Annotated in this window: 20 protein-coding genes; 10 read left to right on the top strand and 10 right to left on the bottom strand. The window is 70.6% G+C overall.

Annotated elements, in window-relative coordinates:
- Positions 1-23: 23 nt before the first annotated feature.
- A complete protein-coding gene (locus tag ACLQ29_RS25920; protein ID WP_425774057.1) occupies positions 24-1,574 on the top strand; it encodes a hypothetical protein in 1,551 nt (516 codons plus the stop codon).
- A gap of 120 nt (positions 1,575-1,694) precedes the next feature.
- Here ACLQ29_RS25920 and rplI read toward each other — a convergent pair whose 3' ends face one another.
- From rplI to rpsF, 4 genes are all read right to left on the bottom strand, one after another.
- Positions 1,695-2,141: a 50S ribosomal protein L9 gene (gene rplI, locus ACLQ29_RS25915; RefSeq protein ID WP_425774056.1), complete on the bottom strand. Its 447-nt coding sequence runs from the start codon at positions 2,139-2,141 to the stop codon at positions 1,695-1,697.
- Positions 2,142-2,155: 14 nt separating this feature from the next.
- Positions 2,156-2,437 (bottom strand): 30S ribosomal protein S18, encoded by a 282-nt coding sequence (gene rpsR, locus ACLQ29_RS25910; RefSeq protein WP_051723758.1) that lies wholly within the window; start codon positions 2,435-2,437, stop codon positions 2,156-2,158.
- Positions 2,437-2,976 (bottom strand): single-stranded DNA-binding protein, encoded by a 540-nt coding sequence (locus ACLQ29_RS25905; RefSeq protein WP_030487687.1) that lies wholly within the window; start codon positions 2,974-2,976, stop codon positions 2,437-2,439. Before ACLQ29_RS25905 ends, rpsR begins: the two co-directional genes overlap by 1 nt.
- 80 nt (positions 2,977-3,056) lie before the next feature.
- On the bottom strand, positions 3,057-3,347 hold the full coding sequence (gene rpsF / locus ACLQ29_RS25900; RefSeq protein ID WP_036391391.1) for a 30S ribosomal protein S6: 291 nt from the start codon (positions 3,345-3,347) through the stop codon (positions 3,057-3,059).
- Between the two features lie 637 nt (positions 3,348-3,984).
- On the opposite strand from rpsF, the gene ACLQ29_RS25895 reads away from it, so the two are divergent.
- Both ACLQ29_RS25895 and ACLQ29_RS25890 read left to right on the top strand, forming a co-directional pair.
- A complete protein-coding gene (locus tag ACLQ29_RS25895; RefSeq protein WP_425774055.1) occupies positions 3,985-4,776 on the top strand; it encodes a deoxyribonuclease IV in 792 nt (263 codons plus the stop codon).
- Entirely contained in the window at positions 4,773-7,151 is a 2,379-nt protein-coding gene (locus ACLQ29_RS25890; protein ID WP_425774054.1) for a hypothetical protein, read from the top strand. Before ACLQ29_RS25895 ends, ACLQ29_RS25890 begins: the two co-directional genes overlap by 4 nt.
- 93 nt (positions 7,152-7,244) lie before the next feature.
- Here the strand turns inward: ACLQ29_RS25890 and ACLQ29_RS25885 are convergent, their stop codons facing one another.
- Together ACLQ29_RS25885 and ACLQ29_RS25880 are read right to left on the bottom strand one after the other, a co-directional pair.
- Entirely contained in the window at positions 7,245-8,753 is a 1,509-nt protein-coding gene (locus tag ACLQ29_RS25885) for a glycosyltransferase family 87 protein (protein WP_425774053.1), read from the bottom strand.
- A gap of 127 nt (positions 8,754-8,880) precedes the next feature.
- Positions 8,881-11,112 (bottom strand): transglycosylase domain-containing protein, encoded by a 2,232-nt coding sequence (locus ACLQ29_RS25880; protein ID WP_425774052.1) that lies wholly within the window; start codon positions 11,110-11,112, stop codon positions 8,881-8,883.
- Between ACLQ29_RS25880 and ACLQ29_RS25875 the strand changes: the two genes are divergently transcribed.
- Complete coding sequence (locus ACLQ29_RS25875; RefSeq protein ID WP_425774051.1) at positions 11,075-11,797, top strand: hypothetical protein; 723 nt, start codon at positions 11,075-11,077, stop codon at positions 11,795-11,797. The two genes, ACLQ29_RS25880 and ACLQ29_RS25875, sit on opposite strands and share 38 nt — an antisense overlap.
- A gap of 139 nt (positions 11,798-11,936) precedes the next feature.
- Here the strand turns inward: ACLQ29_RS25875 and ACLQ29_RS25870 are convergent, their stop codons facing one another.
- A complete protein-coding gene (locus ACLQ29_RS25870) occupies positions 11,937-12,386 on the bottom strand; it encodes a DUF5318 domain-containing protein (RefSeq protein WP_425774050.1) in 450 nt (149 codons plus the stop codon).
- 176 nt (positions 12,387-12,562) lie between these two features.
- On the opposite strand from ACLQ29_RS25870, the gene ACLQ29_RS25865 reads away from it, so the two are divergent.
- On the top strand, positions 12,563-13,201 hold the full coding sequence (locus ACLQ29_RS25865) for a PadR family transcriptional regulator (RefSeq protein WP_393365016.1): 639 nt from the start codon (positions 12,563-12,565) through the stop codon (positions 13,199-13,201).
- A 23-nt stretch (positions 13,202-13,224) separates the two neighbouring features.
- Positions 13,225-14,304, top strand: a complete 1,080-nt coding sequence (locus tag ACLQ29_RS25860) for an inositol-3-phosphate synthase (RefSeq protein ID WP_393365019.1) — start codon at positions 13,225-13,227, stop codon at positions 14,302-14,304.
- Between the two features lie 60 nt (positions 14,305-14,364).
- Here ACLQ29_RS25860 and ACLQ29_RS25855 read toward each other — a convergent pair whose 3' ends face one another.
- The 3 genes from ACLQ29_RS25855 to ACLQ29_RS25845 all read right to left on the bottom strand — a co-directional run bounded on the left by ACLQ29_RS25855 (position 14,365) and on the right by ACLQ29_RS25845 (position 15,636).
- Positions 14,365-14,751, bottom strand: coding sequence for a hypothetical protein (locus ACLQ29_RS25855; RefSeq protein ID WP_425774049.1), 387 nt, complete (start codon positions 14,749-14,751; stop codon positions 14,365-14,367).
- Entirely contained in the window at positions 14,748-14,954 is a 207-nt protein-coding gene (locus tag ACLQ29_RS25850; RefSeq protein ID WP_425774048.1) for a ribbon-helix-helix protein, CopG family, read from the bottom strand. Before ACLQ29_RS25850 ends, ACLQ29_RS25855 begins: the two co-directional genes overlap by 4 nt.
- 202 nt (positions 14,955-15,156) lie before the next feature.
- Positions 15,157-15,636 carry a methylated-DNA--[protein]-cysteine S-methyltransferase gene (locus tag ACLQ29_RS25845; protein ID WP_425774047.1) on the bottom strand — a complete coding sequence of 160 codons (480 nt, stop codon included), beginning with the start codon at positions 15,634-15,636 and terminating at the stop codon, positions 15,157-15,159.
- A gap of 96 nt (positions 15,637-15,732) precedes the next feature.
- On the opposite strand from ACLQ29_RS25845, the gene ACLQ29_RS25840 reads away from it, so the two are divergent.
- The 4 genes from ACLQ29_RS25840 to ACLQ29_RS25825 are packed head-to-tail and all read left to right on the top strand — an operon-like array spanning position 15,733 to position 19,466.
- Positions 15,733-16,224, top strand: coding sequence for a SigE family RNA polymerase sigma factor (locus tag ACLQ29_RS25840; RefSeq protein WP_425774178.1), 492 nt, complete (start codon positions 15,733-15,735; stop codon positions 16,222-16,224).
- A complete protein-coding gene (locus tag ACLQ29_RS25835) occupies positions 16,221-17,336 on the top strand; it encodes a TolB family protein (RefSeq protein WP_425774046.1) in 1,116 nt (371 codons plus the stop codon). Before ACLQ29_RS25840 ends, ACLQ29_RS25835 begins: the two co-directional genes overlap by 4 nt.
- 41 nt (positions 17,337-17,377) lie before the next feature.
- The gene (locus tag ACLQ29_RS25830; RefSeq protein WP_425774177.1) at positions 17,378-17,899 is read left to right on the top strand and encodes a hypothetical protein; all 522 of its coding nucleotides are present in this window, start codon (positions 17,378-17,380) and stop codon (positions 17,897-17,899) included.
- A 28-nt stretch (positions 17,900-17,927) separates the two neighbouring features.
- Positions 17,928-19,466 carry a flotillin family protein gene (locus ACLQ29_RS25825; RefSeq protein WP_425774045.1) on the top strand — a complete coding sequence of 513 codons (1,539 nt, stop codon included), beginning with the start codon at positions 17,928-17,930 and terminating at the stop codon, positions 19,464-19,466.
- The last annotated feature ends 16 nt before the right edge of the window (positions 19,467-19,482 follow it).

Below are 19,482 nucleotides of genomic sequence, written 5' to 3'. Positions count from 1 at the left end.
TTCAGAAGGGTCACACTCCGGCCGTGAGTTACCGGGACTGGGGACGCGGGGATGGCAGCCCGCGCGAGCGCCAGCCGACCGCCTCGTGGGGTGAGCGCGCGGCGTCTCTTCCGGTTGATCCGTACGACGAGGACGGTCGCTACCGCACCTCCAGCCGGCGGCGCGCGTTGGACCGCGGCCAGGACGAGCCCGTCGACGCCTACCTGCCCCGGTGGGCGCTGGAGTCGGGTGTTCGGCACGCTGACGGCGGCGGTCGCCATGCTGCACCGGACGACGACGAGGACGAGCCCGAACGCGAGCCCGAGCGGCCGAGTTCCGGTGCCGGCCGGCGGTCCATCGAGTCGTCGGGCAGCCGGCGGCGGGGCAGCGACACGAGTTGGCGGGAGCAGACGGCGATCGGCGCGGCTCCCGAGTCGGACCACACCCGGGAGTGGACGCTCGACCGTCCGCAGGAGCAGGGGTACGCCGGCCGCCGACGCGCCGACGCCGGGGAGGACGAGCCGGTTTCCGGTGCTGTCCCGGACCGCCGTCCCCGTCGCGCGCCGGCCGGCCGCCCGCAGGTGGTCTGGTCGGGCGGGGATCTGGAGTCCGCTCCGAGCGAGCCGGTGCCGGGCCCGGAGGTGAGCCGTCCCACCCGGCGCAGCCGCCGTGCGGCGGAGGAGTCGTGGTCCCGGCCGGCGGCCGACCCGTGGGCACGTGGGTCGGGTCGGGTGGCTGAGCCCGAGCCGTCGTACCCGCCCGCGGTGGATCCGTGGGACGCCTCTGGGGTGCACGGGTGGCCGCCGGGGCCGGGTGCGGACGGCACGGATCTGAGCGAGCAGTGGTCGGCGGTGGAGAGCGTCGGTGGCTGGGAGCGGTCCGACCGCACCGGTCAGTGGGAGCGGTCCGCGATCGAGGACGACAAGTGGGACCAGACACTGCCGCCGCGCTCCGACCGGGGTGCCGCGGCGGAGGGTTGGCCGGCCCGGGACGACGGGTTCTGGTCCGGCACTCGGCTGGCCGGCGATGATCCCCGGTGGACGGATCCGCTGCCGTCTGCGCCCCGCTCGCCGGTGGTGGGCTACACGGCTCCGAGGCCGCGCAGCACGGCGGTGCCGCCGGTGGGTGCGCCACGGCGTCGGGCGGATCGGCCGGCCGCCGGGACGGCGTCGGTGCGTCGGCGGGTCGAGTCGGCGGCCACGGGCGCCTGGGCTCGCCGCCTGGAGGACGACCTGCTCGACCCGGATCCGGGTGGGCCCTTCCGGCCGCTGCTGTACACGGCGGCCTGTTATCTGACGCCGGCGGTGCTGATCTTCGTGTGGTTGTTGACCTTGGACAGTCAGGCGCCGGCTGGTTGTGTGACGGACATCAGCGGGGGTGGGTGCGACTCGCCTCGGTCCCGCGCGTTGGAGTCGTTGCTGGCTGGCTCGCCGCGCTTCGGGTTGGCGCTGGTGAGCAGTCTGGTGGTGGCGGCGCTGCTGCGTCGGGTGGGCACGACCTGGCGTTCGGCGACAATCGCGCTCGCCGCGGCGGTGGTGGGCGGCGGCCTGTCCACGGTGCTGATCAGCGCGGTGACCGGTCAGCCGATCGGCTGACCGGCCGGCGCGCCGGGCCGCGGGCGCGCCGGGCCGCGGGCGGGAGCGAGGGCGGACGACCTACGCACGAGGGCCCGCACCGATAGCTCGGTGCGGGCCCTCGTGGTGGTGTTGCGGACGTCAGCCCTGAAGGACGTTCAGGTTGAACGACGCGGTCACGTCGGGGTGAAGCTTGATCTTCACCGGGTAGGTGCCGGTCGACTTGATGTGACCGGCCACCTCCAGTCGGCGACGGTCGAGGACCGGGCCGCTGGCCGCCTTGACGGCGTCGACGATCTCGGCCGGAGTGACCGAGCCGAAGAGCCGTCCGCCGTCGCCGGCGCGGACCTTCAGGTTGACCTTGAGACCCTCGAGCTGAGCCTTGACCTCGTTGGCGTGGTCGAGGTCGCGGATCTCGCGAGCCCCACGGGCCCGCTTGATGACCGTGACCTGCTTTTCCGCGCCCTTGGTCCAGGCGATCGCGAAGCCCTGCGGGAGCAGGTAGTTACGGCCGTAGCCGTCCTTGACCTCGACGACGTCGCCCGGGGCACCGAGGCCGGACACTTCCTGAGTCAGGATGATCTTCATATCGGTGCCTCCTCTCAGCGGGTGGTGGCCGTGTACGGCAGGAGCGCCATCTCACGGGCGTTCTTGACCGCACGGGCGATCTGGCGCTGCTGCTGCGAGGTAACGCCGGTCACCCGACGAGCGCGGATCTTGCCGCGATCGGAGATGAACTTGCGCAGCAGCGCGGTGTCCTTGTAATCGATGTAGGCGATCCCGTCCTTGTCGAGCGGGTTCACCTTCTTCTTGGGCTTGCGCAGTGCCGCAGCCTTGGCCGTTGCACGTGCTCCTGGTTTGCGATCGCGAGCGCTAGGCGCCATTAGAACGGTGGCTCCTCATCAAAATTGGCGCCCGAACCGGCACGCGCGGGAGAGGGAGAGGGAGCAGCCGAAGCCCAGGGGTCGTCGAAGTTGCCTCCGCCGCCACCCTGACCGCCGCCACCGCCGCCACCGAAGCCGCCGCCACCGCCGCCGGAGCGGGACATCTTCTGCACCTTCGCCGTGGCGTAGCGCAGCGACGGGCCGATCTCGTCGACCTCAAGCTCGATGACAGTGCGCTTCTCACCCTCGCGGGTCTCGTACGACCGCTGACGCAGCCGGCCCGACACGATCACCCGAGCGCCACGCTGCAGCGACTCGGCGACATGCTCGGCGGCCTGCCGCCACACGGTGCATGCGAGGAACAGCGGCTCGCCGTCCTTCCATTCGTTCGACGCCTTGTCCATGAAACGGGGCGTCGAAGCGACTCGGAACTTGGCGACCGCAGCCCCGGAGGGGGTGAACCGCAACTCGGGGTCATCGGTCAGATTGCCGATGACCGTGATGGTGGTGTCTCCTGCCATGACCATCTCCTCGCGCACTCAGCGTCTCGTCGTACAGGCTCGCAGAGCCGTACGACAGAGTCGCGGAGGCTGATCCGGACGAACCGGGGTTGGATGCTCTAGCGCATTTCCGGTCGGATGACCTTGGTGCGCAGCACGGACTCGTTGAGGCGCAGCTGACGGTCCAGCTCGGCCACCGCAGCAGGCGTGGCCTGCAGGTCGATGACGGCGTAGATGCCCTCGGCCTTTTTGTTGATCTCGTACGCGAGGCGCCGACGGCCCCACACGTCGGTCTTCTCAACCGAGCCACCCGCGGTCCGAATCACGTTCAGGTACGTGTCGAGCGACGGTGCGACGGTGCGCTCCTCGAGGCTGGAGTCGAGGATGACCATTAGTTCGTAGTGACGCAAGACGTGCTCACCTCCTGTGGGCTAAGCGGCCACGGTCCTTCCGTGGCAGGAGGTCTTGTGTCGCTGCCCGCACGCGCCGAGGGAACCCGGCCGAACGCGGACAACCGGACCAGGATACCCGGTCCGAACGATCATGCCCGGGGCGGTCGGTTCAGCACCCGGACACGCTGACGGGGGTCCACCGCCCGACCGTTTACCGATCGGTGGTGGACCCCCGTCCAACGAGGCCGCGGGGCGTCCCGTCCGCATTCCTTGGGTGGGACCTGGGGAGGAACGACCACACCGATGAGGTTGGACCGGAGACGCCCCGCGGAGCTTTATCGTGTTGTTATCTGACGATACAACAGCCCTCGTACCTTGTCGGAGCAAAAAGCACAAATTTTCCGGATTCTTCGTCGGTCGAATCCGCTGGACGAGGGGGCCGCCCCCGCCGCGCCGGGCCGCGTGGCGGAGGCAACCTCGCTGTCGGCCGTCGACCCCGGTCGCCGTACGCGGCGCTCGCACCGCCGGCTGACCCGGCTGTGGTCGCCGGCTCAATCCCATCAACGACCGTCGGTCCGAGCGGTGACGTCAACGGCCTGCGACACCGCCCCGACCGTCGCGGCGGCGGTCAGGCCCGCGACGTAGGCTCGCTCGCATGCGTATCGGAGCCCACGTCGACTCGACCGACCCGCTGGCGGAGGCGGCCGCCCGGTCCGCCGACACCGTGCAGTTCTTCCTCGCCGACCCTCAGGGGTGGAAGGCGCCCAAGCCCAGGGAAGACGCCGAGCGGCTGCGCGCGGCAGAGGTCGACCTCTACGTGCACGCGCCGTACGTCATAAACGTGGCGACCCTCAACAACCGCATCCGGATTCCGAGCCGGAAGCTGTTGCTCGGGCATGCCACCGCTGCCGCGGCCATCGGCGCCAAGGGCTTGATCGTCCACGGCGGGCACGTCAACGCCGGGGACGACCTGGCCGTCGGCTTCGACAACTGGCGCAAGACATTCGCGTACGCCGCCGACTCCGGCGGCTTCGGCGTGCCGGTCCTGATCGAGAACACCGCCGGGGGCGACAACGCGTGCGCCCGCCGACTGGACGCGCTCGCCCGACTCTGGGAGGCCATCGGCGACCACGAGGTCGGCTTCTGCCTGGACACCTGCCACGCGTACGCGGGCGGCGAGGAGCTGCTCGGGCTCGTCGACCGGGTCAAGGCGATCACCGGACGGATCGACCTGATCCACGCCAACAACTCCAAGGGCGCGTTCAACTCCGGCCAGGACCGGCACGACAACCTGGACGGCGGGACGATCGACCCGGAACTGGTGGTGGCGGTGATTCGGGCGGCCGGGGCGCCGGTGGTCGTCGAGACACCGGGAGGTGTGGCCGGTCAGACCGCCGACATCGACTTCCTCCGTCAGCAGCTCGGGACGGAGAGCCCGGTAGCATGACGACCGGACAGCCCGGGACCGGTGCGGCCAGGCCCGCCCCCGCCGGCGCGAAAGCCGAGAACCAACCCGCCACCGCGTCCACGACGGCCAGCCCGACCCAGCCGGCCGACAGCTCGGGCACCGACACGGCGTCCGAGTCCGCCGAGGCATCGGCCGCGACGACCACGGAAAGCCCCGAGCGGCCCCCGCGACCGACCGACGGCGCGAAGCCCAAAGCGGCGCCGAACGGCAGGCCCACGGGCGCCAGCGGTGACATCGAACCCGCTCCCGCGAAAGACAACGCGGCCAAGACCAGCGACACGGCCAAGACCAGCGACACGGCCAAGACCAGCGACACGGCCAAGACCAGCGACACGGCCAAGACCGTCGTCGGTACGGACGCACCGAAGCGCGGCTGGATCAGTCGCCTGACCAGGCGCGGCAAAGCGGCCAAGGGGGACAGTGCCAAGGCCGGCGCCGTCAAGGACGGCGACCCGGTCAAGGACGGCGACCCGGTCAAGGACGGCCACTCGAAGGACGACGCGGCCACGAGCGGTGGCACGGCCAAGAGCGCGAAGGCGAGCGACGCCAACGGTCCGGATGGCGAGACGAAGCCGGCCGACCCGGATCGCTGGGAGGCGTTCGCCTCCGCTCCGGAGCCGAAACCGTCAATCGTGAGCCGGGCCGGCCGGGCCGTCGGCCGCTTCCTGATCCACGAGTGGACGCTTGCCGCCCTCGGCTCGCTGGCGCTGGCCGTGCTGATGACCTGGCCGACGCTGCGCTACCCGCGCTACACGCTCCCGCAGGACTACTGGGACCCGAGCCTGCAGGCCTGGCAAATGGCCTGGTCCGGGCACATCCTGCTGACCGACCCGGCGCACCTGTGGCAGTCCAACACGTTCTTCCCCGAGCTGTGGAGCTTCGCGTTCTCCGACACGCTGCTCGGGTACGCCCCGGCCGGGATGCTCGGCAGCGGCCCCGCGGACGCGATCCTTCGCTACAACATCATGTTCGTGCTGGCGCACGCGCTCGCCACGTTCGGGGCGTACGCCCTGGCTCGGCAGTTGGGCGCCGGTCGGATCGGTGCCGCCGTCGCCGGTGTCACCTACACCTACGCGCCGTGGTTGCTGTCCCAGGCCGGGCACCTGCACGTGCTCTCCAACGGCGGGATTCCGCTGGCGTTGGCGATGTTGGCGCGCGGGCACGGCTGGTCTCTGCGGCACGGTTACCGCCCCGAGCGGCGCCACGACGGTTGGGTCTACGGCGGCTGGCTGGTCGCGGCCTGGCAGCTCAGCCTCGGCTTCGGCATCGGGCTGCCGTTCGCGTACTTCCTGGGTGGCGTGGTGCTCGTCGCCGTCGTCCTCTTCTTCGCGCGGCGGCTGCGCACCCGCCAGGCCGTGCCCTTCGGTCGCCGGTTGTTCGTCGCGAACGTGCTCGGTGGGGTGTTGTTCGCCGGTGTGGGTGTGCTCCTGGCGCTCCCGTTCTTCCGGGTCACCGAGCTACACCCGTACGCCGAGCGCACCATCGACGACGTCGGCGTCTTCTCGCCGCCGGCGTCGGGTTTCGTGACGTCACCCGCGGAGTCGTTGATCTGGGGTGGACTACACAAGGGTGCCCGTGCGGCGCTGCCGTGGCACCCGGAAATGACCCTGTTGCCGGGCTACGTGCTCTACGCGCTCGCCCTGGGTGGGCTGTTCTTCTCGGTCTGGCGGCTGCGGCACCGACTCCTGCTGCTCACCGGCGTGCTGGTGACGATGGCCTTCGCGATGGGCACCCGTTTCTTCGACGGCACCTTCACCTACGTGCCACTCTTCGAGCACCTGCCGGGCTGGAGTGCTCTGCGTACCCCCGGTCGGTTGATGTTGTGGACCACGTTGTTGTTGGGCCTGCTCGCGGCGGGAGCGGTCACCGCGCTCACCGACCGGGTCCGCGAGCTGACCGCGCAGCGGATCCCGTCGTGGCCGGGGCCGTGGCTGCGGATGGCCACGTTGCTGCCGCTGCTGCTGGTGACCGTCGAGGGCCTGAACAACACCCCGCACCCGGTGGTGCCGACCCAGCCGTCCGCGCTGCGGGCGGCCGAGGGGCCTCTGCTGGTGCTGCCCAGCAGTCAGAACCTGGACCAGCACGTGATGCTCTGGTCGACCAGCGGGTTCCCCGATGTGGTCAACGGCGGCAGCGGCTTCACACCCCGTCAGCTTGACGACGTCCGTCGGGTGAGCCAGTCGTTCCCCAACCAGACGAGCGTCGACTACCTGCGCACGCTCGGCGTCCGGACGGTGGTGCTGCTGCGCGGCCAGGTGGCCGGCACGCCGTGGGAGATCACCATCGACGCGCCTGTCGAGTCGCTCGGCATCACCCGGCAGGAAGTCGGCGACGCTGTCGTCTATCGCCTCTGACGCTTCGGGGCGGGTTTTCGGGGGAGCCCAACCGGCTCCGGGTGGCTCCCCCGAAAACCCCTGACGTGGTGCGGGCCGAGTTCGGCCCGACTGTCAGGTAGCCGCGGCGGGCTCGGGTTCGGGTTCGTTTGTCGTGGGGCGGCGGCGCCAGCGGTCCAGCCACGGCGCATCCGGTGCGCCGTCGAGCACACCGCCGTCCGGGTCGTCCGCGTAGGTGGCCCGCACGGCGTCCCGCTCGGGGTGCAGGATCTCCTTGACCACCAGCACGCAGAGCACCACCACGGTGGTCAGCCGCAACGTCGAGGCCAGCACGAACACCCCCTCCGGGAAGACCGGGCGGCTGGTCGCCGCGCCGAGCAGCTCGCCGTAGAAGGCGACGAAGTAGCAGACCTCGGCGATCTGCCAGGCCAGGAAGGCTCCCCACTTCGGGCGGGCCAGCACCACGAGCGGCAGGAGCCACAGCACGAACTGCTGCGACCAGACCTTGCTGAAGATGAGGAACGCCGCGACCACCAGGAAGGCGAGCTGGCCCAGCCGCGGTCGGCGCGGGGCCCGCAACGCCAGCACGGCCACCCCGAGGCAGGCCAGCCCGAACAGCGCGTACGAGAGGTTGTTGAGGGTGGGGATGTTGGCGTTCAGCCACTCGAACGGGCCGAGCTGGCCGGGGTCGTTGCCGACCTTGCCGTCCAGGTAGCGCCCGATGTACCAGAGGGTGCCCCAGTCGATCGGCCGGGTGGTGTTCAGCTCGAAGAACCGGTCCCAGTTGTCCGGGTAGGCCCGTGCGGCGGGCAGGTTCACCAGCACCACGGCGGCGACCGCCGTGCCGACGGCGGTGAGTGCGGCACGGAGCCGGCCGGCCCGTAGTCCGAGGACGAGGATCGGCCCGAGCACGAACAGCGGCCACAGCTTCGCCGCGCCGGCCAGCCCGAGCAGGACGCCGGCGACCGCAGGTCGTTTTCGGGCCCAGGCCAGCAGGCCGAAGGCGGCCAGCCCGATGGCCAACAGGTCCCAGTTGACGGTCGCGGTGAGCACCAGCGCCGGGGCGAGTGCGAACAACGCGGCGTCCCAGGGTCGTCTGCGGCGCAGCGCCAGGATCACCGCCACCGTGGCGACCGCGAGCGCGCCGAGCACGAGCGCGTTGAGGTTGTAGAACCACTGGCCCTGGTTGATGCTCGGGTCGCCGTCACCCACGGCGTGCACCGGCAGGCCCAGCGCGCCCATGAAGTAGCCGGTCAGTACTGGGTACTCCACGGGGTGGTCACGGTAGGGAACCTTGCCCTCGTTGAGCCCTTCGGCGTAGTAGAGGGCGAGGACGTCGGTGTAGCAGAACCGGTTGTACTGGACGTTGTTCTGCCAGGCGCCGTCCTGGCAGGGCGACTTCTGCACCCAGTGCAGCGCGAGGGTGAGGCAGGCCAGGGCCAGCACGATCCGGACGGCGGTCCAGAAGCGTCGCTCCTGGCCGGCTGGCCGGTCCAGCGCGGTCGCGTGGTCGCCCAGTGGGCCGCCGATGGCGCCGGAGAGGCCGCGGACGAACCCGTCGGACCGGGACGGGTGGTCGGTGGTTCCGGCGTCGTCGATGCCGGGCGTCGACTGGGTGCTCATGAAAAGGCATCCTGCCGTATGACCGGGGTACCCGTCCTGTCCCGACGCGGAGAGATCTGGGTACGGAAACGCCGCCGCCGGCCGAACAGATCGTCCGGCCGGCGGCGGCGTCGTGTGGAGCTGCGGGTCAGTCGCGGTTGGGCGGTACGCCGGGCAGCACTCCGCCGCCACCACCGCCACCGCCTGGTCCACCGGGCCCGCCCGGCCCACCGGGCCCGCCGGGATTACCACCCGGGTTACCGCCGGGGTTGCCGCCCGGGACCGTGCAGAACGGGTCGGTCAGCGGGTCGCAGCCCGGTTGACCCGGCAGACCGGGCAGACCCGGGAGGGTCGGCGGCGGCTCCTTGCCGTTGCCCTTCGTGACGTCACCCTCGCCGGTGACGTTGGGCAGGGGGATCTCCTCCAGGCCCTTGAGGGCGGCGTTCATGTACTTCTCCCAGATCGGGCCGGGGAGCGTCGAACCACCGATGTCCTTGCCGCTGGCGAGCCGGATCTGCGGCTTCTTCGGGTCGCGGCTGCCCACCCACACCGCCGTGGCGTTCTGCGGGGTGTAGCCGACCGTCCAGGCGTGCGAGTTGTCCTCTTTGTCGTACTCCCAGGTGCCGGTCTTGGCGGCGGCCTGGCGGCCGTTCTCCAGCGAGATGCTGTTGGGGCGCGGGATCTGCTTCAGGACACCTGTCACCTCGTCGGTGACCTTCTTGGGGATCCGCTGCTCCGGCTTGATGCGCTCGCTGCCGACGACCTTCCACTTGCCGGTGTCCGTGTCCTGCTGCTCCACCTTGAGGACGAAGTGGGCCTTGATGTACTTGCCGTCGTTGGCGAAGGTGGCCATGGCGTTGGCGTGGTCGAACACGGTGATCGGGTACTTGCCGAAACCGGTGTACTGGTCGAACGGGTTCGGCCCCTTCTTCGACAGGTCGAAGGCCTGCGGCGGGTCGACGCCCCACATGGTGGTCACGCCGGCCTTCCGGGCCATGTCGACGACCTTGTCCGCACCGAGCGTGTCGGCGACCCAGTAGAAGGGCACGTTGTACGACTGGATCGTCGACTCTTCCAGGGTGCAGTACTTGCCGCACTTGAGGTTTGTGCGGCCGGCATTGCCGATCGTGTCCCTGGACTCCTTGGGCTTGTACGGCGTCGGGTCCCAGTGCGACTTGACCGAGATGCCCGCCTCGATGGCGGCGGCCAGGGTGTACACCTTCATCGACGAGCCCGGCTGGTGGCCACCGGTCAGGTCGCCGTTCTTGTCGGTGTTCTTGCCGGCGTAGTCGAAGTCGGCGCCACTGTCACCGCCGTAGTAGGCGAGCACGCGACCCTTCGACGGGTCGATCGACACCACCGCAGCCATCAGGTTCTTCGGCTGGTCGTTGAGCTCGGAGCCCTTCTTGGACTGCATAGCCGTGTTCTCGGCGGCGGCCTGCAGCTTCGGGTCGATGGTGGTGGTGATCCGGTAGCCGTCGTCGCGCAGCGCGTCCACGCAGCTTCTCTTGCCCTCCGCGCCGCTGTCGGAGCAGAGGCCCATCGCGTCCATCTCTTCACGGACGTAGTTGATGACGTTGCCCCGTGGGCTGTCGACACCGAACCCGTTCCCACCCTTCTTCGGTGGCAGCACCTTCGGGTACTCGGTCGGCGACGCGGGCTCTCCCGCGGCGTCCACCCAGCCTTCCTTCTTCATGCCCGCGATCACGTAGTCCCACCGCGACTTGGCATCCGGCGCATTCTCCGCCGGATCGAAGCCCTTGTGAGTGGCGCTCGGCCGCGGCTGCTTGATGACCGCCGCGAGCACCGCGCCCTCGCCCACGGACAGGTTCTTCGCCGGCTTGCCGAAGTAGGTCTGCGCCGCGGCCTCGATGCCGTAGGCGCCGCGTCCGAAGTAGATGACGTTGAGGTAGTGCTGCATGATCTGCGGCTTGTCGTACTTCTCGTTCAGCTTGGAGGCGAGGATCGCTTCCTTCACCTTCCGGCCGTACGTGTCGTCCTGGAGATTCTCGAACGCGTTGCGGGCGTACTGCTGGGTGATGGTCGAGGCGCCCTGCTTGTCGCCACCGGAGATGTTGTTCCATCCGGCCCGGACGATGCCCTTGTAGTCGACGCCGGAGTGCCGGTAGAAGTTGCGGTCCTCGGCGGCAGCCACCGCGTGCTGCACGTGCACCGGGATCTGATCGATGGTGACGAAGGTGCGGTTCTCGCTGCCCAGCTTGGCCAACTGCGTCTTGCCGTCCTTGGCGTACACGGTGGTGGACAGCGGCAGCGGCAACTCGTTGGGCATGACCACGTTCGTCGAGTAGTAGGTGAACCCGACCACGCCGACACCGGCCAGCATGATGAAGATCGCGACTCCGGCGATCAGCAGGTTCATCCGCTTGCGCTTCTTCGACCGCGCCGCGCCCGCGCCGCCCGCACCACGACCGCCCCGGCCCGGGCCGTTGGGTCCACCGGGACCGTTGGGTCCACCCGGCCCACCCGGCCCACCGGAGACCGGGGAGACACTCGCTCGGGCGACCGCCGCCCGGCCACCCACCGACGCGGAGCCGACGCTGGCGCGCCCCGCCGAGGCGGATCCCACCGAGGCGGCACCGACCACCGCCCGACCCGCAGGCGCTCCGGGTGCCGGGGACACCGGCACCGAGGCCCGTCCGGCGCCGGCGCGGCCGGCGGCCGCTCCGGGTGCCGGGGACACCGGCACGGAGGCACGTCCCGGTCGGCCCGGGGCCGCCGAGCCCACCGAGGCGGATCCGGCCGCCGCGCCACCGCGCGGTGGCACCGAGGCCGATCCGCCGACCGTGGCCCGCCCACCGGCGGCCGGCGGCGTCACCGAGGCGCGACCCGGTGTTGCCGCTCCGCCCTCCGAGGCCGACCAGCCACCTCCGCGGGAGTCACCGCCGGGCCGGCGGTACGCGTCGTCCGCGCCCGCCCCGGAGTCGCCCGCCGGGCCCGGGTACTGGGCCCGTCCGCGCGCAGAACTGGGATCGCCGTACGAGTTCATTCCTCACACCCTGCCGGTCGCGGTGGGGCGCGACTGCGCCGCCACCGGGTTGCCGTGAGTTGCTTCACCCGGGACAGCGGCACGGGGGTGCCGCCTCGCCGAAGTCAATGCCGTATCAATCGGGCCAATCGGACTATCGAGCGATTGGCCGTCCCGGGTTCTGTCGATGGCCCCGGGGCCGGTCCAACCAGCTGCGATCACCGTTGCGCCTCTCGCCTCCGCCGACCTGCACCGTCCGCGGCCGCCACACTCTGCTCGCCGGTGCCGTCGCTGTCGCCGGTCAGACCGTCCCGGCCGAGCAGGTACTGCTCGACGAGATGGTTCCAGTCGCAGCCGAGGCACACCTCCACCACAAAGACCTGAAACTCACGCAGCGTCATCGCCAACACGGGCAACTCGGTAAGTGTCCGTGCCTGCCCGGCGGACTGCTTGAGCTCGTCGCCGTAAATGTAGTGGACGAGGGTCAGGTTTTCACTGCGACAGATCGGGCAGCGCCGGTCGGTCGGCTCGCCGTGGAACCGGGCGGCGTTCTTCAGGTACGGCGACGCGTCGCAGACGTCGTACGTGCCGACCCGGCCGGCCAGGAGCTCACGCAGCACTGCTCGCTTCTGAAGCGAGTAGTCCACGACCTGGCGCTGCGTACGCATGCGGAGAAGGGTACGCGGTCCGGCCCGAGCAGGCGACCATGCTCACGATCCGTGACGAGGGCGTCTCGGATCGGGGGTTTGCCCTGGCCGGCGCGACCCGCTAACGTGCGATGTATCGGTCCGATACATCGCGGCGGTTACCGCTCCACGCCGGAGGAGAAAAGAGAGGGTGGCCAGTGCTCGAGTTCGCCATCCTCGGCCTCCTGCAGGAGTCTCCGATGCATGGCTATGAGCTGCGCAAGGAGCTGACCGCCAAACTCGGCGCGATCCGGGCGGCGATCAGCTACGGCTCGCTCTACCCGACCCTACGCAGGCTCCAGGCGGCGGGTTGGATCACCGAAGCTGCTGAGACACCCGCCACTGCCGAGGAGGTTCCCGCGCTGACCAGCCGACGAGGTCGGGTGGTCTACAAAATCACCGCGGACGGCAAGGAACGCTTCGCCCAGCTGATCGCACAGGCCGGGCCCGAGACGTACGACGACACGGGCTTCGGGGTGCACTTCGCGTTCTTCGCCCGTACCGACCAGGCGACCCGACTGCGCATTCTGGAGGGTCGCCGCCGCAAGATCGAGGAGCGTCGCGAAGGGCTTCGCGACGTGCTGGGCCGGGCAGCCGAGCGCCTCGACGCTTACACCTTGGAACTACAGCGCCACGGCCTTGACGCCTGTGAGCGCGAGGTCCGCTGGCTGGAGGAGCTCATCGCCAACGAGCGCTCCGGCCGAGCCCCGACGGTCCCGGACATCGGGACGGCCGGCGGCCGACGAGAAGACAACAGCCCGCCTCCGCCTGGAGAGACCAGGAATGAGCGGCCGTGACAGAAAAGAAGGAGGCAGACGCTATGGGCTCCGTCCGCGTCGCCATCGTCGGTGTGGGTAACTGCGCCTCGTCCCTGGTTCAGGGCGTCGAGTACTACCGGAACGCCAACCCGAACGACCGCGTCCCGGGTCTCATGCACGTCGCCTTCGGCGACTACCACGTCAACACCGTGGAGTTCGTCGCGGCGTTCGACGTGGACGCCAAGAAGGTGGGCATGGACCTCGCGGAGGCGATCGTCGCCAGCGAGAACAACACCATCAAGCTCTGCGACGTGCCGCCGACCGGCGTCAGCGTGCAGCGCGGTCCGACCTTCGACGGTCTGGGCCAGTACTACCGCGAGATCGTCGAGGAGTCCGACGCCACCCCGGTCGACGTGGCGCAGGCGCTGCGCGACGCGCAGGTCGACGTCGTCGTCTGCTACCTCCCGGTCGGCTCCGAGCAGGCCGCCAAGTTCTACGCCCAGGCCGCGATCGACGCCGGCTGCGCGTTCGTCAACGCCCTGCCGGTCTTCATCGCCTCCGACCCGGAGTGGGCCCAGAAGTTCACCGACGCGGGCCTGCCGATCGTCGGCGACGACATCAAGAGCCAGGTCGGCGCCACCATCGTGCACCGCGCGCTGGCGAAGCTCTTCGAGGACCGCGGCGTCGAGCTGCTGCGCACGTACCAGCTCAACTTCGGCGGCAACATGGACTTCATGAACATGCTGGAGCGCAAGCGGCTGGTCTCGAAGAAGATCTCGAAGACCCAGTCGGTCACCTCGCAGATCCCGCACGAGATGAGCAAGAGCGACGTGCACATCGGCCCGTCGGACCACGTGCCGTGGCTGGACGACCGCAAGTGGGCGTACATCCGCCTGGAGGGCCGCTCGTTCGGTGACACCCCGCTGAACGCCGAGCTGAAGCTCGAGGTGTGGGACTCGCCGAACTCGGCCGGCGTCATCATCGACGCGGTCCGCGCCGCGAAGATCGCGCTGGACCGGAAGATCGGCGGCCCGATCCTGTCGGCCTCGTCGTACTTCATGAAGTCCCCGCCGGTGCAGTACGCCGACCACGACGCCCACCAGGCCGTCGAGGAGTTCATCGCCGGTGAGGTCGAGCGCTGACCCGCTGAGCGGCAAGCACGGCCGAGGGCCGGGTCCGTCGGGACCCGGCCCTCGCCGCGTTCAGCCCGCCATCTCCAGGTACGGCGACAGCCGCAGCGCCAACTCGTCGACCGAGTCCACCTCACCGCTGACCAGCGCATCGGTCAACGCCATCCGCTCCTTGGCCGGCATATTCAGCGTCACGCCGGAGCGGACGAGGTAGATCCGCATCGCCGCCCAGGCGAGCCCGGCGTTCCACATGTCGAGTGGGCGCCACACCATCAACCCGTGCAGCAGTGCCGCCGATCTGTCCAGCACGGTGGGGTAGACGGCACTCCCCAGGACCCGGGCGTGTGGACGATTCGCCGCAGCGACGAGGATGCCGCCGTCCCGCACGCGACTCTGCGGGCCGGTGTGCTCGGACAGAAGGATCAACAGGTCTTCCGGCTCCGGCCACGGTTGAATCACCGGTCCCCCAACATCTCGAAGAACTCGGCGTCCTCCTCGAAGACCCGCCGGGCGGCCTGACGGGTCCACTCGTTGCGCTCCTGACGTTCGAGGTACTCCTGGATCGCCACCTCCACGGTCTTGTGCATCGACCGCCGCTCGGCCTCGGCAAGCTCCTTGAGGCGCTGTTCGACTTCGGGCTTGAGCGTCAGAGTGAAGGCCATACCACTTTTGTATAACTCCTCCGGTGGCACGTCAACCACGCTTGGCACTGCTTCTACCTCCTCGTTTGCTGATCTCGGCGGCCGCTGGCAAGCCGCGCACCGATCAACGGCAGAACGCGAAAGTCAGACGCGGAGGGCGGGGTAACGAAATGTGTAACAGCCGTCACATGTCCATCCGGGGCGCGGAGGTCGTCCGACGGGGTCAGGACCAGGCGTGTCGCAGGGCTACTCCGGCTTCCAGCTCCAACAGCTTGACCTTGCGGGGCAGACCCCCACCGAAGCCGACCAGCTTGCCGCCCGCGCCGACGATGCGGTGGCACGGCACGAGCACCGGGATCGGGTTGCGGTTGCAGGCCACGCCCACCGCTCGTGCCGCCCCGGGATCGCCGAGCAGACGCGCCACCTCGCCGTAGGTAAGCGTCTCGCCGTACGGGATGCGGGTCATCTCCCGCCACACCGCCCGCTCGAACGCCGAGCCGCCCGGCTGCGACATCGGCACCGTGAACGCGGTCAGCTCACCGGCGAAGTACGCCCGCAGCTCGGCGACGGCCTGCCGGGCGGTGTCGTCACCGGCTTCGTCGGTCGCCGACTCCACCCTGCCGAAGTGCGCCGCACGAACACCCTCGGCCTCGGTGCCGACCGAGAACTCTCCGATCGGCGAGTCGAGCACAGTCCACCTCATCCCGACATTGTCCCGCGCGGCGAGGCAAAGTTTCCTCTCCGCCGGGCGTCTGAGCTACGGAGGTGGACGGTGGCGGAGACCGACGGGGAGTTCACCATGTTCGTTCGGGAGCGGGGCGCCGCTCTGCTGCGCGTCGCGTACGCGCTGGCCGGCAATCAGCACGCGGCGGAGGACCTGCTGCAGAACGCGCTGGCCAAGGCGTACGCCCGCTGGCCGCGGATCAGGGGTGACGCCGAGCCGTATGTGAAGCGCATCCTCTACCACGATCAGGTATCCGGCTGGCGTCGACGGGCACGGCGCGTGGAGGTGCCCGTGGCCGAGTTGCCGGAGCGGCCGGCGGACCGCGACGGCGGCCAGGAGGCCGACCTGCGGTTGCTGCTGCTGGAGGCGCTGCGGGCGCTGCCACCTCGGCAGCGGGCCGTACTGACCCTGCGCTACCTGGAGGACCTGAGCGTCGAGCAGACCGCGACGCTGCTCGGCTGCCGTGCCGGCACGGTGGCCAGCCAGAGTGCCAAGGCACTGGCACGGCTCCGGCGCCTGGTGCCAGGGCTGAACGAGCTGACCAGCCGCTCGGAGGTGACGCGATGACCGCGCGACTGGACGAGACGCTTCGCAGGGCCGTACGCGACCTCGCCGACGGCGCCGCGCCCGCTCCGGACCTCGCCGTCCGCGCGATCGGTCGGGGTCGCCGGCTGCGTCGGCGGCGGCGGCTGACCGCCGGCGCGGCCGCCCTGGTCGCGGTCGTCGGGGTGGCCGTGCCGTTCGTGCTGCTCCGGCCCCGCCCGGCGTCGCTCCCCGCGACGCCACCGGCGACGCCGCCCGCGACCGCCAGCCCGTCGCCGTCGGTCCGGCCCACCCCCGGTGCGAACTGGACCGTTGCGCCCCTGGTCCTGCCCGGCGAATGGGTGGTGACCCGGGCACAGCTCACCGGTGGGTCGGGCAACGGCTTTCTGCTGGACCGGAGCCAGGGCCGGGGCCGCTACGTCGCCACCGACCGCTACGACGGTATCTATCCCGCGCCGACCGGCTCGCTGGTCGCCGTCGTCGAGGAGGACCGTCCACGCGAGGTCGGTCTGATCGACCTGGCCACCCGCAAGACCCGCTGGCACCAGGTCGGCCGCGCCCTGACCCGCCCGGCCTGGTCACCGGACGGTCGGCGCCTGCTGTTCACCACCGACCAGAGGGATCACTTCGGCTTCGTCGTCGTCGAGCGGGACGGCACGAAGCGCACCCACCCGGTGTCCCGGCAGCGCTACTTCTGCACCGACCACTGCTTCTTCGTCTGGACGCGGGACGGCCGGGAGGTGGCACTGCAGCAGACCGCCCAGGGCAAGGCCCGGTCCGAGTCGGCCCGCCACCCACGCAGCGGCGTGCAGATGTTCTCCGCCGAGAACGGCCTACCGACCCGGTTCGAGCCGCTCCCCGGTGACCCGGCCGGGCCGTGGGCCTGGTCGCCGGACGGCACCCTGGCGGTCGTCCAGGGCCAGCAGGAGCCGCTGCTGGTGGAGACGGCCACCGGGCAGGTTGTCAACCCGCTGCCCACCGCCGACGTCACCTGGGTCGGCGACGACCGGCTGCTCTATCGGCTGCCGGAGGAGTCGGGCGATTTCGTGCTCGCCGACACGGCGGGTCGTGAGCTGATCCGCCAGCCACTGCCCGAACAGTTGGCCGAGTTGGAGGTGAGCGTGGCACCACGCTGAGCCGTTCGGCCGATCATCGACTTTTGCACGACGTCGATACCGTGCGGGTCGTGGCCACGGGAACGCTCATCTTTCTGATCATCGGCGGGGCGGGTGTCGGAGTTCTGGCGCTCGCCCTGCTCGGCAGCGAGCTGCTGCACTTCGGGCACGCCGACGTGGACGGCCCGATCTCCACCGAGACGGTCGCGGGGTTCGCCGGCGCGTTCGGGTTCGGCGGGGCGATCGTGAACGAGCTGCTCGGCGCGCGTACCCCCGCACTGATCGCGGGCGCGGCGGCCGGCGGCCTGCTCGCGGCCGTGCCCACCGCGTGGTTGGCGTCCCGACTGAGCCGGGCGGCGCGGAACATGCGCACCGATCCCACCCCCACCCGTGACGACCTGGTCGGCGCGCTCGGCCTGGTCGTCACCCCGGTGCCAGCCAACGGGTACGGCGAGGTCCGCGTTCGCCTCGCCGGCCAACCGGTGAAGCTCAGCGCCCGCGCGGACCAGCCGATCCCGATCGGCGCCCAGGTCTTCGTCGTGCAGGCGTTGAGCGAGACAAGCGTGCACGTCGAGACCTACTGATCTCCTCCTCGTAGACGGGACTCCTGATATGGCCCTGCTCATCGCCATCGGTGGCGCGATTGTCCTCGCGCTCATCCTGGTGCTCTTCGTGCTCTCCCGGATCAAGGTGGCCGGGCCGAACGAGGCGTTCATCGTCACCGGCCGCAAGGGCCGCACCACGCAGACCGCCGACGGCGGCCGGTCGACCGACAACTCCGGGCAGAAGGTCGTGCTGGGCGCCTCGGTCTTCGTGCTGCCGGTGGTGCAGAAGCTCCAGTCGCTCGACCTGTCCAGCCGACGGATCGACGTCGGCATCCGGGGCGCGGTCAGCAAGCAGGGCATCCGCGCCGATCTGCACGGCGTGGCGATCGTCAAGGTCGGCGGCACCGAGGACGCGATCCGGGCCGCCGCCCAGCGGTTCCTGCACCAGCAGGACGAGATCGACAACTTCACCCGGGAGGTCCTGGCCGGCGCGCTGCGGTCGATCGTCGGCCGCCTCACCGTCGAGGAGGTCATCCGGGACCGGGCGGCGTTCGCCAGCGCGGTCGCCGAGGAGGCCGAGCACTCGATGACCAACCAGGGTCTGGTGCTGGACACCTTCCAGCTTCAGGACATCCTGGCCGAGGGCTCCTACCTGCAGGACCTGGGCCGGCCCGAGGCCGCCCGGGTGCTCAAGGACGCCGCCATCGCCGAGGCGCGCGCCCGGCAGCAGGCGGAGCAGGAACGCCTGCTCGCCGAGGAGGCCATCGCGGAGGCCAACCGGAACCTGTCCCTGAAGCAGGCCGGCATCCAGGCCGAGATCGACGCGGCCAAGGCGAAGTCCGCCGCCGCCGGGCCGCTCGCCCAGGCGGAGCGGGACCAGGCGATCCTCTCCGAGCAGCAGAAGGTCGCCGAGCGCAACGCCGAACTCAAGCAGCGCCAACTGGACACCGAGGTACGCAAGCCCGCCGACGCGGCCCGGTACAAGGTGGAGCAGGAGGCCGAGGCGTCCCGCGCCGCGGCGGTGCTGCACGCCGACGCGCAGCGGCAGTCCGTGATCGCCGCCGCGCAGGCCTCCGCCGAGCAGGCGCGGCTCACCGGTGAGGGCGAGCGGGCCCGACGTGCCGCGCTCGCCGAGGCGAACGCGATCGAGGGCGCCAAGGAGGGTGAGGCCGAGCAGCGCCGCCGTTCGGCGATCGCCGAGGCGGTGGAGCGGGAGGGTCAGGCCGAGGCCGCGGCCATCCTGGCCCGGGGTGAGGCCGAGGCGGACGCGATGGCGCGCAAGGCCGAGGCGTTCGCCGCGTACGGGGAGGCGGCGGTGTTGGACCTGCTGGTCAAGGTGCTGCCGCAGGTGGTGGAGGCGGCCAGCGCGCCGATCGGGGCGATCGACAAGATGACCGTCATCTCGACCGACGGCGCGTCGTCGCTGACCAAGTCGGTGGCCGGCAACGTGGCTCAAGGGCTCCAGCTCGGCAGTGACCTGACCGGAATCGACCTGGCCGGTCTGCTGGCCCGGCTCGGCTCGGCGTCGACGTCGGCCCCGGCCGGCAACGGCGCGTCCGCCGGCAAGGGCGCTTCCGTGGACGGGACGGCCGTCGAGACCCGCTGACCCGTCTCCTCCAGCA

The organism is Micromonospora sp. DT228 (assembly GCF_049841595.1).
Lineage (GTDB): Bacteria > Actinomycetota > Actinomycetes > Mycobacteriales > Micromonosporaceae > Micromonospora.
This window is presented reverse-complemented; position numbering and strand designations above follow the sequence as displayed.